The sequence below is a fragment of the Ochrobactrum sp. Marseille-Q0166 genome (assembly GCF_014397025.1).
Lineage (GTDB): Bacteria > Pseudomonadota > Alphaproteobacteria > Rhizobiales > Rhizobiaceae > Brucella.
In genome coordinates this window covers 427,527-441,496 of sequence record NZ_JACJUO010000001.1, presented here as the reverse complement: position 1 = coordinate 441,496, position 13,970 = coordinate 427,527, and the positions used below count along the sequence as shown (strand labels likewise).

Below are 13,970 nucleotides of genomic sequence, written 5' to 3'. Positions count from 1 at the left end.
TCAGTTGCGGGCATCCGTAATCGCTTCTGCGCAAAAGCACAGCAGATGAATGTCCGTCAGAGCATGTAACATGCCCTGATACTCGACCTCCAAAAGCCCATACAGGCCTTTAGCAAAAACCTGCTGTCTTGAGCAATTGATAAGCCTGAATGACCTCGCGAAATCTTTCTTCAGATCCGCGGTCACCACCATTTGCATCGGGATGGTGTTGCTTCACAAGTTCTTTATAACGTGACTTGATAAGATCGCTAGTTGAATTTGCATCAAGACCAAGCGTTGCAAGCGCCTTTACTTCCAAAGTGCGCGGTTTGCGCTGCACAGCTTTGGCAGTACCCGGATTATTTTTCGCATCCTTTACGAAACCAAACGGATCGCGCATTCGGTTCTGGTAGGCTGCTGAACCGGAACGGCGTGTCGCCATATCCGGCGATGTGCGTGCAGCACCGGTTCTATTGGATGCGGTCGACCATGTCGGACGATTTCCGGTGATCGCATCCTTCTGGAACTTCGAGATTTCTCCGTCGGAAAGACCCGAGAAATAATTGAAATTCTTATTGTATTCGCGGACGTGATCCACGCAGAAATGAAGGTATTCACCCTCGCGCATGCGCCCGACTGGCGCACGATGTGTGCCCGGCTTATCGCAACCGTCCCACTGGCAGCAGGGACCGCTGGACTTCTTTTCCGCTTCCTTCTTGGGACGGATGCGGATGCTGTCGAAAAGTTTTGAGTGCGTTGTCATCGAATCGGATTATGCGAATTAAGAGTGATTAAACAAGAATTGACATTTCATCCCGAATGGTTTTGGCCATGGTTTCAGGACGAAACTTTGATGCAGATTGCAATTCCTGTGCGGATTTGCCCCACGCATTGTCGCCGAGGCGACGTCTATATGAAGCACAGCGTCTATATGGGGAGAACTGGCCAAAATGTCCATTCACAATAGCAAACAATCTTCCATGAAAGAAAAACTCATTGCTGAATTCGCCCCTGAAAAGCTTGAAATCATCAATGAAAGCCATCTCCATGCTGGACATCATCACGAAGATCGTGGCCATCATGAGGTTTATGATGGCACCGGCGAGACACATTTTCGCGTGCGCATTGTATCTGCCAAGTTTGATGGTATGAGTCGCATCGCCCGTCATCGAGCCATTAATGATCTTCTCAAAGAAGAGCTTGAAACCGGTGTTCACGCACTCGCACTTGAACCTTCGGCACCCGGCGAAGCCACGCGTCGGTGATTTTTTAACAAGCTTCCCAATTTCTGGGGTTTCGGCGCGGGCTGAGGCTGTTAAGATTGAAGAGCAAAGAGAGTAAGCCTGTTGGGCGTTCGATTAAACCATCAATCGGCTTGATTGTTTCGATACAAACTCCGAATGCCGCGAAAAAGCTATCAGGCGAGCTCATAATCAAAACGGACTGAAACATTCTCTGAACCCCTTGAGGCCACTCCGAAAGGAGAAACCAATGAATACGGTATCAGCAACGTCGCTAGCCAGATATAATAGCTTTGCCTGCTGCTGCAAGTGCGGCAAGCGCGCAACCCTTGATGCTGGTTCTGTATGGACTATGCATGGGAACGATTTTGGAGACGGTGCACAGTTGCGTTGCCGCAGTTGCTCAATCCTCGCCGGATATGACGCTTTGATCTATCGCTAGAATTGCCAGCAGCAATGCCGGTCTATATTTAAAAAAATTAGAGCGCCTGTCATGTAAGTATGTATTCGCCTTAAGCGAGCACTTTGATCACTGCGCCCGTTTCATTCGCTTTAAGCCATTTTCGGAGACGACCACGTGCATTGGCGTAGGGCGAAGACGTATTGAACTGGATCATGCGGCCAAGCGTATATTTCTCATACCAAGCAACGCCATAAAGCTCCGTATCCGTTCGCGACTCGATAAGTGTGACCAGCGCATTTTTTGCTCTTTCAAACCGCTCCAGAAGTGCATGAAACGATAGCGTTTCGTAATCGCGGTAAAATTTTGAAGCGAGTCTCCCCAGTTCATTCCATTTGAAGCCCGTTTCAGGGAAATCAACGACGAGGCCCTTATCGCGTCGCTCGCACCATTTGAGTACCAGCTCGTTCCATCCCGCCAGATAGGCAACCAGATCATGCACACTCATCATTGTGCCTTTGGCATGGCCCTCCATCGTTTTCGATTTGGCCTGCTCCGGCGTCACACGTGCAAGATCGGAAACAAGCCGAGTATAGCTCGTTTCAATTGCTATCAGCAGTTCCTGCTTGTTGGAAGGTACAGACATTACGTAGACACCTTTGCAACCGAAACACTTGAAACCGGCTTTCCGTCGGTATCAAGCGGCAAAATACGCAGACGCGTAAGGCGATTCTTTTCTTTCTTGAGCACCGAAAAGCGTTTTCCATGGAAGGTAAAGGCCTGTTTCACTTCTGGAATCGTCTGTGTTTCATGGATCACCAGACCGGCAACCGTGGTCGCTTCCTCATCAGGAAGGTCCCAGCTAAGGGCGCGGTTGAGATCACGCACTGGCAAAGAGCCATCAACAATTACAGCCCCATCCGGTTGCAGCCGCAGCCCCTCGATGTCGATATCGTGTTCATCAGATATATCGCCGACAATCTCTTCAAGAATGTCTTCCAGCGTAACGAGCCCCTGCACATCGCCATACTCGTCGACAACAACAGCAATATGCGCTTTACGACGCAGAAAAGCGTTAAGCTGGTCTTGAAGCGTGGTCGTATCAGGGACGAACCACGGTTTGCGCACCACTTTCATGATGTCGATTCGGGAAAAGTCATTATCGAGCTTGTAAAGCGCGCGCAGCAAATCCTTGGTATGAATGATACCGACTATATTATCGATCTCATCACGCCAGACCGGCATACGTGTGTGTGGACTCGCAAGGATATCGCCAACAATTTGATCGGCAGGCGCATCGGCATTGATCGTGCCCATAGATGTGCGATGCACCATGACATCGCTGACTTCCAGTTCTTTGAGATCCAGCAGCCCGCCAAGCTGATCGCGGTCTTCTTTGATTAGAGATTTGTCGCGATGCAACACTTCGACGGCACCGCGTAATTCTTCCTGCGCTGAGAGCATCGACTGATCAGAAGCCAGACTGACACCAAAAAGACCAAGAATTTTACGCACAATCCAGTTTACGAGACCAGAAACAGGGCCAACCAAAGTCACGACGGCTGAAACTGGACGTGCCACATTCAGCGAAAAGCGGTCAGGGCTGGAAATCGCCCAGGATTTTGGCAGGACTTCAGCAAAAATGACCAGAACGATGGTCATCGCCAGCGTCGAATAAGCCACCCCTGCATCGCCAAACATATGCAGGAAGATGTTGGCAGCAATCGACGAGGCAAGAATATTTGCGAGGTTGTTGCCGATAAGAAGAACACCGATCAGCTTGTCGCGCTTGCCAATGAGATATTGAACAACTGTGGCACGCTGATCGCCATTATGCTCATATGTAAGCATTCGGGCGCGGGACGCAGCGGTCAATGCCGTCTCTGCGCCTGAAAAAAAGCCCGACAGGATGATGCAGAGCAGGATGATGCCACACATGATCCATAGCTCGAAAATCATTCCCGTATTCCTTTCTGGGTCAGACGGAGAGGCGTTCCTTCAGAAACTCCAATACTGCTTCAGGCGGAACATCCTTGGCAATGAAGGACTGACCAATGCCATGCGTCAGAATGAATGTCAGCGCGCCCCGTGCCACCTTCTTGTCCTGCGCGACGTAATCCATCAGCTTTTCAGCATCAGGCAGTCCACCCGGCACGTCGTGCAACGATATAGGCAGTCCGACGGCTTTGAGATGCGCCTCAACGCGTTCGGCAGCCTCAACGCCACAAAGGTTCATCTTGACCGAAAAACGATGCGCAAGCGCCATACCGATGGCAACGCCTTCGCCATGCACCAAACGGCTCGAATCATAGCCAGTCGCCGTCTCAAGCGCATGACCGAATGTATGACCGAGATTGAGCAAAGCACGGTCACCATTCTCACGCTCATCGCGCGCCACGACCGCAGCCTTTGACCGGCAGGATTCAGCAATAGCCTCGGTGCGTGCTGCACCACCTGCAAAGACTTCGCGCCAGTTCTTTTCAAGCCAGGCGAAGAAGTCTGGACGGTCTATCAGGCCATATTTTGCGACTTCTGCATAACCTGCACAGAATTCACGCTCGCTCAGCGTATCAAGCACTTCCGTATCGGCCAAAACGAGCTGCGGCTGATAAAACACGCCGACAAGGTTCTTGCCAAATTGGGTGTTGATACCAGTCTTGCCGCCAACGGACGAATCGACCTGTGCAAGCAACGAGGTTGGCATCTGAACGAAATTCATGCCACGACGCACGATACCGGCAGCAAATCCGGACAGATCACCCACAACACCGCCACCAAAAGCGACAACCGCGTCACCACGTTCAAGGCGAGCAGCCAGCACGGCATTGGTCACGGTTTCCAGTGTCGAGAAGGACTTGGACTTCTCACCAGGCGCCACAATAACCGGTGTGGATTCGATGCCGGCACGGGCAAAACTTGTATTCAGAGCTTCGAGATGCGCCTTGGCAACATTCTCGTCGGTGACGATTGCCACACGAATGCCCGGCAGACGCTTTGCAACTTCTTCACCAGCGCGCGCAATCAGGCCTTTTCCGATCAGAATTTCATAGGATCGGTCCCCCAACGAAACCGGAACTGTTACACTGTCGGCGCTTAGAGGGGTATTCATGCAGACGGCCTCCTAATGCATGTCTTGGAAAAATGTGAACCGGTTTTCCAAGACATGCGTAAAAACAACAAAATAGAGCAAGCGTGATGCGTATCATCAAGCGCGACACGCTCTTTTATTAGGTTTCACCCTTGGTGAGATGCGCGGTGAGAACATCAATCAGTTCTCCGGCAATCACTTCCTTCTTATCGTCCCGCGTCATCACATGCAGATCGGCCAGCGCATAAACCGGATAACGAACATCCATCAGCCGCTGCATCACACCGCGCGGATCGTCATTTTTGAGAAGTGGGCGGTTCTGACGGCGCGAAACACGGTCCATCAGCACATCAAGCTCGGCATTCAGCCAGATGGACACACCATTCGCCGCTATTGCTTCACGAGTTTCGGCATTCATGTAGGCACCGCCACCGGTAGCGAGCACCATTGGACCGTCTTCAAGCAGCCGCAGGATAACCCGGCGCTCCAGATCGCGAAACTCGGCTTCGCCATAGGCGTCGAAAAGTTCAGGCACGGTCATACGGGCTGCAGATTCAATCTCGTTATCCGCATCCTTGAACGGCAGTCCAAGCATGGTTGCGACCTTTCGGCCGACTGTCGATTTTCCTGCGCCCATCAGTCCAACAAGAACAACGACTTTCGCACCAAGAAGCTGACGGACAGCATCCGCTTGCTCGTTAAGTTTTGTCTGTTTTGTTGTACTGCTCATTGACCTCATCCATTTCCTCCGGTTCCACATGAAAAACCGTTCGACGTCAATCGCTTTCATTGGCTAAATTGAACCGGACATGGGTTTTTATGCGCCAGAATGACCCGTCCTTGCTTTCGTCTCAATAGCACAGCATAAACGCATCATGCCCACGCTGACGCGCATCATCGCCTTGCTCGCTGTTATTGCCGCCATAGTCTATGGCGCTATGTTTCTGGCTGCCAATTTTGTGAAGCCGACAACCCGAGAAATCACGATCGAGATTCCGTCTTCAAAACTGAAACAGACCGTTGTTGCTCCGCCCCGGCAACCCGAACCAGTAGCAGAAAACAACACGGATACTGAGGAATAAACATGCGGGCATCTCTGGCGATCGAAAACTTTCTCGAAATGATGAGTGCCGAACGTGGTTCGGCACTCAATACGCTTGAATCCTATCAAAGGGATCTGGAGGCAGCAGCGGATATACTTTCGGCACGCGGTATTAATCTCGCCGAGGCAAAAACAGATGACATACGACGTGTTCTCAACGTCATGGCCGATGAAGGTTTCGCAGCAACATCGCAAGCCCGCCGTTTATCTGCTCTTAGACAGTTTTATCGTTTTCTTTATGCGGAAGGCTTTCGGGAGGACGACCCCACCAGTATCATTGATGCACCCAAAAAGCAGAAGCCGCTGCCCAAAATATTAAGCGTTGAAAATGTCGGTCGTCTGCTTGATCGTGCCGAACTTGAGGCGAAAGAAGCATCCGAACCTTCGGACCGCCTCAAGGCTCTGCGCCTTCACGCACTGCTTGAAACGCTCTACGCCACAGGCTTGCGTGTGTCCGAACTTGTCGGCCTTCCTGTTAGCGTCGCCCGCACCGATCACCGTTTCCTGATTGTGCGCGGCAAAGGTTCAAAGGACCGTATGGTGCCTTTGTCGCAAAAAGCACGCGAGGCATTGCAGGTGTTTCTGGCTTTACGCGATGCTCTTCCAGGTTATGATGAAAATCCGTGGCTGTTCCCGGCCTTCTCCGAAAGTGGTCATCTTGCACGTCAAGTTTTTGGCCGTGAGCTTAAGACACTTGCGGCAAGAGCTGGGCTTTCCAGCACCTCGATCTCTCCGCATGTCCTGCGCCACGCTTTCGCCAGCCATCTTTTGCAAAACGGTGCTGACTTAAGAACTGTGCAGCAATTGCTCGGTCATTCGGACATTTCTACCACCCAGATTTACACCCACGTTCTCGAAGAAAGGCTGCATAAGCTGGTAAGTGAGCATCATCCGCTTGCCGATTAAGCGCTCTGCGGTTAAGAGAATTTCAGAAAAATTTGCAAGATGCGAACGAAGTAAATATGTAAGGCGTCGTAAAACAGCCGTTATCTAGCGTGTTTTATGCCCGATATCTCTGGAAACGCACAATAGTCAGGCCCGATGTATAACTATCTCGACTTTGAAAAACCCGTCGCCGACCTCGAAGGCCAGATTCTTGAGCTGAAAAAACTTGCTCAGGAACAGGGCAGCGTCGAGATGAGCGACGAGATCAGCCGTCTTGAGAAACGCTCGGGCGATGCGCTCAAGGATATCTACCGCAAGCTCACCCCATGGCAGAAGGCGCAGATCGCCCGCCATCCGGATCGCCCGCACTGCCTGGAATATATCGACAAGCTGTTTACGGAATTCACACCATTGGCCGGTGATCGTCAGTTTGCCAATGATGAAGCCATTCAGGGTGGCTTCGCCCGTTTCAATGGTCAGGCTGTTGCAATCCTCGGTCATGAAAAGGGCTCAGATACCAAGACGCGCCTCAAGCACAATTTTGGCTCTGCCCGTCCGGAAGGCTACCGCAAGGCTGTGCGCATCATGGAAATGGCAGACCGTTTTAAGCTGCCACTGATTACTTTCGTTGATACTGCGGGCGCCTATCCGGGTGTGAGCGCTGAAGAACGCGGTCAGGCAGAAGCCATTGCTCGCTCTACAGCAGCGTGCCTCAATCTGCGTGTGCCTGTGATCTCTATCATCATCGGTGAGGGTGGTTCTGGCGGAGCGATCGCAATTGCTGTCGCAAACCGCGTCTATATGCTCGAACATTCGATCTATTCGGTGATTTCACCAGAAGGTGCAGCTTCAATCCTCTGGCACGATTCCACTCGTGCAAAGGATGCCGCTTCCAACATGCGCATCACCGCACAGGATTTGTTCGATCTCAAGATCATCGACGGCATCATCCCGGAACCGCTGGGCGGCGCACATCGCGGCAAGGATGCGGTTATTGCGGCAACAGGCGATATCATCACCGCCTCGCTGCGTTCGATGAAGGATGTCGATGGCGAAACGCTCAAGCAGGAACGTCGCCAGAAATTCCTCGACATCGGTCGTAACATTTAATTTACCATAAAACCTGGTTTTTGGCTCCGGTGCGCCTTTGGTGCACCGGATTTGCATCATGCCGTGATTTCCGCCATATTGCGGTCACGCTGTTTTTTAGGTATTTGAGCAACGATTTATCAACGATACCGAAAGGTTTAGTTGTTAACATCCGAATACTGAAAATTCAGATTTCGAACAGGCTTGATGCGATATGAAGATCAGAACCGCACTTTTTGGAACTCTCATGGCATCCGCTCTGCTTGCGGGTTGTCAGGGTTCGTCCGTTTCCGATCTCAGCCTGCGGGCTGAAAAGCCGCTTCCGGAAAAAATCGTCGCCAAGATGAAAGCGAAGGGCATGAGCCGCACTTCGCCGGTCATGGTGCGTATTTTCAAGGAAGAAGGCGTGCTTGAAGTCTGGAAGCAGAAGAATAATGGCAAATACGACCAGATTGCCTCTTATGAAATCTGCAAATGGTCCGGTAAGCTCGGCCCGAAATTCATCGAAGGTGATCGTCAGGCGCCAGAAGGTTTCTACACCGTCCGTCCGGGGCAGATGAATCCGAATTCGCAATATCACCTTGCCTTCAACATTGGCTTCCCGAATGCCTATGACCGAGCCCACAACCGCACCGGCCAAAATCTCATGGTGCATGGCGCCTGCTCGTCATCAGGCTGCTATTCGATGACCGATGAAAGTGTCAGCGAGATTTACGCCTTTGGCCGCGATGCCTTCAAGGGCGGCCAGCGCGATTTTCAGATCCAGGCTTTCCCATTTCGTATGACCGCAGCCAATATGGCGCGTTACAAAAACGATCAGAACTACGCATTCTGGAAGATGCTAAAGCAAGGCTACGATGCCTTTGAAACAACCAAGGTTCCGCCAAAGGTTGATGTCTGCGAAAAGCGTTATGTCTTCAACGTGCCGACGCCGGATGGTCAGCCGCTTTCAGCGACCGATGCCTGCCCGCCTTCGGTCGGCGCGGAATCCATGGCCTATACGTCTTCTTATGAAAAAACGTTCCAGTCCGCATTCAGCGCAGCACAAAAGAAGCCTGCTCCTTCCATTCAAGGCATTGCAGAAGCCAAGCTGGTTTCCGCATGGAGTGCAGCACGTGCACGCGGAGAAAAGGTAACGCGCGAACCGCCGTCGCTTTCGCCAGCATCCGCTGAAACGCCAAATGCACCGGATATCCAACCTGCGGCAACGCCGATCTCGGCACAGCCAGCGACAGCTATCGCAGCAACGCCAGCAGTTGCTAATTCGGCTCAGACTGCCACTATTCCTGTTCCGCAGGTAAATCCGGCAGCTGTTTCTCCGATGACCACGGCAAGCACCGTCCCAGATACTGTCACAGCACCTGCTCCTGAAAAGAAAAAAGCCTGGTGGAAGCTGAGCGGTAATTAACACCAGATGGATAAAGACGTTCCCGTCTATGATCTGAGAGGGCTTAAGTGCCCTCTTCCCGTTTTAAAGACACGCAATCGCCTCCAGGATTTGCCGAGCGGCGCGCTCCTCTGGGTCGAAGCGACCGACCCTTTATCCGGCATCGACCTACCGCATTTTTGTACGCAGGAAGGCCACGCCCTGCTCAAGCAGGAGCGTGACGAAAGCCTTCACCGTTTTCTCATCCAGAAGAAATAAGGTTTAGGGCATAATTCTAGAGTTTTATAGCGACCTTTGTCGCCCAAGAAGGCGCACGCGCTCTAACGCGCTGAATAGCCCGGAATAGCCAGCGGATTATCCATCATCGCAGTGCGGTCAGGACGATCAATGCCTGCTTTGCCGAGAAACGCATCGAAAAGCTCGCGCACGTAGGTTTCCGGCAAATCCTTCACAATCATCACCAACAGGGTTTCGTGCTCATTCTTCGGCCATTTCGGCAGGCGCGCTGGCGGATGGAAGATTTTCTGCACACCATGAATGACCAGCGGACGATCTGGGTCTTCGGCGATCTGAACAATGCCCTTTACGCGCAGAAGCTTTTCGCCATGGGTCGAGCGCAACAGGTCGAGAAACATCTCGAAAGTGGAGAACGGGATCGGTTCCTTATGGCGTAACGAGAAGGAACGAATGGCGTCATCATGATGATGATGGTGGTGGTGGTCGCGTTCATGATCGTGATCACAATCCGGTCCACAGACATGATCATTCCCGGAATGCATATCGTGTTCATGGTGAGAATGATCGTGGTGCTCATGATGATGCTGGTGATGATCATCTTCAAAAGCCCCAGCGCGGAGCCAGCGCTGAACATCGGCTGTCTTTGTTTCCGGGTTATAAAGCCCGCATTCAAACAGGGCCGCATAGCCGGTGCGTCCATCGGATGCTTCAAGAATATCAGCGCCCGGATTAAGCTGTCGAAGCCGTGTCTTGAGTTCTGCAAGTCCGGCTTGCGCATCCGGCAGATCAGCCTTGGTGATGATGATGCGATCAGCCATCGCTGCCTGACGAACGGCTTCCTCATGATTGTCGAGTGTGGCCATTCCATTGACGGCATCAACCGTCGTAAGCACACCGTCAAGGCGGAGTGCCTGCATCAGCACCGGATGTCCCATGATCGACTGCAGCACAGGTGCCGGATCGGCAAGACCCGTAGTCTCAATGATAATCCGTTTCAGTGCGTTGATACGCCCCGTCTGGAGACGGTCGATCAGATCGGCCAGCGTATCCACCAGTTCGCCGCGAACGGTGCAACACAGGCAACCATCGGCAAGTTCGATAACGCCTTCGCTGGCCTTTTCAACCAGCAGATGATCAATGCTCACTTCACCAAATTCATTGATGATAACGGCGGTATCGGTGAGCGCCGGATCTTTCAGCAACCGATTGAGCAGCGTTGTCTTGCCCGAACCAAGAAAGCCGGTGAGCACAGAAACAGGAATTGGATGTGGCATGATACGATCTTAATTTATTGAAGCGGCAGCGCGCTGCGGACGAGGCATAGGCACTGGGACCTGCGAAATATCAAGCTGGCCAACACGCGTAATTTTGGCGGGTGGCGCGGATACGAGCCCAACCTGAACCGGCACCGGCTCACGCGTCATTGCATGAATATAGGGCGAATTAAGCTGCAAGCGTCCTTCGACATCGCGTCCGTCCCAGCGATCAGCCATCGCCTGCTGGCTGCAAATGGCCTTGCGCATATCGACGGCCTGATTAACGGCACTGCTGGCTGGCGGAACCATGTTGCCAAGGGTCGGCACACCGGCACCATTGGAGCGGAAAGCATCGGTCATCAACTGTGCAGCCTGAACCGCACGCGTTTCCTGACGATCAGCACCAAGAACCACGGCCAGTATCGTACGCCCCTGACGGGTTGCAGAACTGGCTAAATTAAAGCCTGATGCACAGACAAAGCCGGTCTTCATACCATCGGCACCATCAAAGCGTCCGAGCAGAATGTTGTAATTGGCTTGCGGCTTCTTTCCGTCACCCGCATCAATGGCTTCTGTATTGAAATAATGCGCATATTGCGGAAACTCGCGGCGCAACTGCACACCCAGCACAGCCAGATCATGCGCAGTAGAATAATTATTCACATCATGCAAACCATTCGGATTGGCAAAACGAGATCCGGTCATTCCGAGGCGCTGAGCTTCCGCATTCATGCGCTTCACAAAAGCGGCTTCACTACCGCCAACAGATTCAGCCACAGCCACAGCCACGTCATTGGCTGACTTTACCAGCATGATCTTGAGCGCGTTATCAAGCGTAAGCACCGAGCCGGGGCGATAACCCATCTTGCTCGGCGGCTCTTTCGAAGCATTAACTGTCATTTTAACAGGAGATTCGAGCGTCAACTGGCCCGACTGAAGGGCCCGGAATGTAACATAGGCCGTCATCATCTTGGTCAATGAAGCTGGGTACCAGCGCTGGAAAGGGTCCTGTGCGGAATATACCTTGCCGGTAGCCACATCAACAGCAATCGACGGATTAGCGAGAGCAGCAGATAATGTCAGGGCTGAAAGAGCCGCTGCGGCACACAGAATTTTCAATGACTTCGAAATCATTTGTAGTTCCAATCAGCAAGAGCCGTAAACGGCTTGCGAATACAACAGTCAAAAAGGAAGATTTACACTGGTCTTATCTATGCCATGTGGCAACCAAAAGGCAAATAGCGCATGCGCGGAAAAGTGGGAACCGGTTTTCCGATAACGCATGCGTGAGGTATAAAGACTAAAGCGCAGAGCGCTTTAGGGATTGCCCGCTTTCACTGAAACGTCATATCCTCCATGCTTCTGCTTATTGAAAATCTCAGGATATTTCCGAAATGCCACTGCTTAATCGTGTCGTCGAAACCCAGGCGGAGATCGCCGCATGGCGCCGCCATCTACATCAGAACCCTGAACTGCTCTATGACGTTCACGAAACGGCACGGTTTGTCGAAGAAAAACTGAAATCTTTCGGCTGCGATCTTGTTGAAACCGGCATTGGCCGCAGTGGCGTCGTCGCGGTCATCAAGGGACGACATGGTGATGGTGCGGCCATTGGCCTGCGCGCCGATATGGATGCCCTGCCGATCACCGAGACCAGCGGAGTCGAATGGACATCGAAAAATACGGGTAAAGCACATTCCTGTGGCCATGACGGCCACACGGCAATGCTGCTGGGTGCCGCACAATATCTCGCTGAAACCCGAAATTTCCGCGGATCTGCCGTTCTGCTTTTCCAACCAGCCGAAGAAGGTGGTGCTGGCGCACTGGCCATGGTTCAGGACGGCGTCATGGATCGTTTTGGCATTTCGGAAGTCTATGGTGTTCACAATCTGCCGGGCTTGCCCGTCGGTCAGTTTGCCATGTGCAAAGGCCCGATCATGGCCGCAACCGACGAATTCGACCTTTCGATCAAGGGACGCGGTGGCCATGCAGCCCAGCCGCACCGCACGATTGATCCGATCCTTGCCGGTTCACAGCTGCATCTCGCTATTCAGGGAATTGTGGCACGCAATATCGATCCACTTGATTCGCTCGTGATCTCGGTCACGAAGTTTCACGCAGGCGAGGCCTATAACGTCATCCCTGAAACAGCCAAGCTTTCGGGCACAGTGCGAACCTTGAGCAAGGATACGCGCATCTATGCTGAAAAGCGCATTCGCGAGGCAGCAGCAGGTATCGCGACCATCACCGGCGCTGAAATCACCGTTCGCTACAAGAACAACTACCCTGTCACCTTCAACCACGACGACCAGACCGATTTTGCAGCCCGCGTTGCAAAAAATGTGGCAGGCGAAAGCAAGGTGAAGACAGATGTGGCCCCAATGATGGCTGCGGAAGATTTCTCCTATATGCTGGAAGCGCGTCCCGGCGCTTACATTTTCCTTGGCAATGGTGAAACTCCCGGTCTGCATCACCCGGCATACGACTTCAACGACGACGCCATACCCTATGGCGTGAGCTATTTCGTGTCGGTGATCGAAACAGCGTTGGCTGCTTAATTTCTTTCCGTGGAAAAGAAATGCGCCTGCCCCGCTTTTTGCGGGGTTGGCGAAAGCTATGAAAAACAGTATGTGTCGGAAAATGTCAGGCCCACACAGCGGCATTTAGCATTGCTGGTCCCGTAGCTCAGTAGGATAGAGCGCAAGATTCCTAATCTTGAGGCCACTGGTTCGAATCCAGTCGGGATCACCATCCAATCAAAGCGTATCCCGAATTCGCAAAAAAACTTCATCAGCTCATCTTGTTCTGGCTTTTTCTTGAAATAAGAAACCAGCCCAGAATTGTCAGAACAAGCCCCCCAATGGCAAAGGGCAAGACCAGCACCATTAGCCAGAAGATGAATGCAGTCATCTCATCATTACGCGTCTCTGTACCGGACTGCATAATCCCAAAAATACTTATATCTGATACGAAAATCGTCGCGAGAAGCCCAGCCAGAACAACAAGTCCTAGTATAAAACACCCCCAACCAATTCGCTTTCTATTATCTTCGAAGCGTGACAGAAAGGCAGTCACTAAAGCAATTATAAGTAACTGTGACAAAAAGCTTACAATAATAATCGTTTCAACATTCCCTGAAACTGGAGTTGCTCCCCCAAACTGGGCCAACACTGCGGGCGAGAAAAAGCCATATCCGAAACGCGCTATCACCACTCCGAAAACCAAGCTGATAAGCCATTTTTTCCATGCAGCATTCATTGGATATGTTCCTCGTTAAGCCAGCAGATTACTAGTAAATCATCATTT

15 protein-coding genes and 1 tRNA gene are annotated in these 13,970 nt (G+C 52.0%); 8 read left to right on the top strand and 8 right to left on the bottom strand.

The annotated features are described in order from the left end of the window. Positions 1 to 109 precede the first annotated feature (109 nt). The gene (locus H5024_RS02060) at positions 110 to 742 is read right to left on the bottom strand and encodes a J domain-containing protein (RefSeq protein ID WP_187543798.1); all 633 of its coding nucleotides are present in this window, start codon (positions 740 to 742) and stop codon (positions 110 to 112) included. Between the two features lie 187 nt (positions 743 to 929). Between H5024_RS02060 and H5024_RS02055 the strand changes: the two genes are divergently transcribed. Further along, complete coding sequence (locus tag H5024_RS02055) at positions 930 to 1,244, top strand: BolA family protein (RefSeq protein ID WP_187543797.1); 315 nt, start codon at positions 930 to 932, stop codon at positions 1,242 to 1,244. Positions 1,245 to 1,732: 488 nt separating this feature from the next. On the opposite strand, the gene H5024_RS02050 is transcribed toward H5024_RS02055, so the two are convergent. The 4 genes from H5024_RS02050 to H5024_RS02035 all read right to left on the bottom strand — a co-directional run bounded on the left by H5024_RS02050 (position 1,733) and on the right by H5024_RS02035 (position 5,438). Further along, entirely contained in the window at positions 1,733 to 2,266 is a 534-nt protein-coding gene (locus H5024_RS02050; protein ID WP_187543796.1) for a ClbS/DfsB family four-helix bundle protein, read from the bottom strand. Then, positions 2,266 to 3,579, bottom strand: coding sequence for an HlyC/CorC family transporter (locus H5024_RS02045; RefSeq protein ID WP_187543795.1), 1,314 nt, complete (start codon positions 3,577 to 3,579; stop codon positions 2,266 to 2,268). The genes H5024_RS02050 and H5024_RS02045 overlap by 1 nt, the downstream gene beginning before the upstream one ends. Before the next feature lie 19 nt (positions 3,580 to 3,598). Continuing rightward, the gene (gene aroB / locus H5024_RS02040) at positions 3,599 to 4,729 is read right to left on the bottom strand and encodes a 3-dehydroquinate synthase (RefSeq protein WP_187543794.1); all 1,131 of its coding nucleotides are present in this window, start codon (positions 4,727 to 4,729) and stop codon (positions 3,599 to 3,601) included. A 118-nt stretch (positions 4,730 to 4,847) separates the two neighbouring features. Next, positions 4,848 to 5,438, bottom strand: coding sequence for a shikimate kinase (locus tag H5024_RS02035; RefSeq protein ID WP_187543793.1), 591 nt, complete (start codon positions 5,436 to 5,438; stop codon positions 4,848 to 4,850). A gap of 145 nt (positions 5,439 to 5,583) precedes the next feature. On the opposite strand from H5024_RS02035, the gene H5024_RS02030 reads away from it, so the two are divergent. The 5 genes from H5024_RS02030 (at position 5,584) to H5024_RS02010 (ending at position 9,429) form a co-directional block, all read left to right on the top strand. Next, the gene (locus tag H5024_RS02030) at positions 5,584 to 5,790 is read left to right on the top strand and encodes a hypothetical protein (protein ID WP_187543792.1); all 207 of its coding nucleotides are present in this window, start codon (positions 5,584 to 5,586) and stop codon (positions 5,788 to 5,790) included. A 2-nt stretch (positions 5,791 to 5,792) separates the two neighbouring features. Beyond that, complete coding sequence (xerD, locus tag H5024_RS02025) at positions 5,793 to 6,716, top strand: site-specific tyrosine recombinase XerD (protein WP_187543791.1); 924 nt, start codon at positions 5,793 to 5,795, stop codon at positions 6,714 to 6,716. A gap of 135 nt (positions 6,717 to 6,851) precedes the next feature. Continuing rightward, positions 6,852 to 7,805, top strand: a complete 954-nt coding sequence (locus H5024_RS02020) for an acetyl-CoA carboxylase carboxyltransferase subunit alpha (protein ID WP_187543790.1) — start codon at positions 6,852 to 6,854, stop codon at positions 7,803 to 7,805. A gap of 193 nt (positions 7,806 to 7,998) precedes the next feature. Then, complete coding sequence (locus H5024_RS02015) at positions 7,999 to 9,192, top strand: murein L,D-transpeptidase family protein (RefSeq protein WP_187543789.1); 1,194 nt, start codon at positions 7,999 to 8,001, stop codon at positions 9,190 to 9,192. Positions 9,193 to 9,198: 6 nt separating this feature from the next. Then, positions 9,199 to 9,429, top strand: a complete 231-nt coding sequence (locus tag H5024_RS02010) for a sulfurtransferase TusA family protein (RefSeq protein ID WP_187543788.1) — start codon at positions 9,199 to 9,201, stop codon at positions 9,427 to 9,429. Between the two features lie 62 nt (positions 9,430 to 9,491). On the opposite strand, the gene H5024_RS02005 is transcribed toward H5024_RS02010, so the two are convergent. Continuing rightward, positions 9,492 to 10,682: a GTP-binding protein gene (locus H5024_RS02005; protein WP_187543787.1), complete on the bottom strand. Its 1,191-nt coding sequence runs from the start codon at positions 10,680 to 10,682 to the stop codon at positions 9,492 to 9,494. A 9-nt stretch (positions 10,683 to 10,691) separates the two neighbouring features. Beyond that, positions 10,692 to 11,798, bottom strand: coding sequence for a D-alanyl-D-alanine carboxypeptidase family protein (locus tag H5024_RS02000; protein ID WP_187543786.1), 1,107 nt, complete (start codon positions 11,796 to 11,798; stop codon positions 10,692 to 10,694). A gap of 260 nt (positions 11,799 to 12,058) precedes the next feature. Between H5024_RS02000 and H5024_RS01995 the strand changes: the two genes are divergently transcribed. Further along, positions 12,059 to 13,222 (top strand): M20 aminoacylase family protein, encoded by a 1,164-nt coding sequence (locus H5024_RS01995; protein WP_187543785.1) that lies wholly within the window; start codon positions 12,059 to 12,061, stop codon positions 13,220 to 13,222. A 116-nt stretch (positions 13,223 to 13,338) separates the two neighbouring features. After that, a tRNA-Arg gene (locus tag H5024_RS01990) sits at positions 13,339 to 13,415 on the top strand. Between the two features lie 39 nt (positions 13,416 to 13,454). Here the strand turns inward: H5024_RS01990 and H5024_RS01985 are convergent. Further along, entirely contained in the window at positions 13,455 to 13,922 is a 468-nt protein-coding gene (locus tag H5024_RS01985; protein ID WP_187543784.1) for a hypothetical protein, read from the bottom strand. Positions 13,923 to 13,970: the final 48 nt, after the last annotated feature.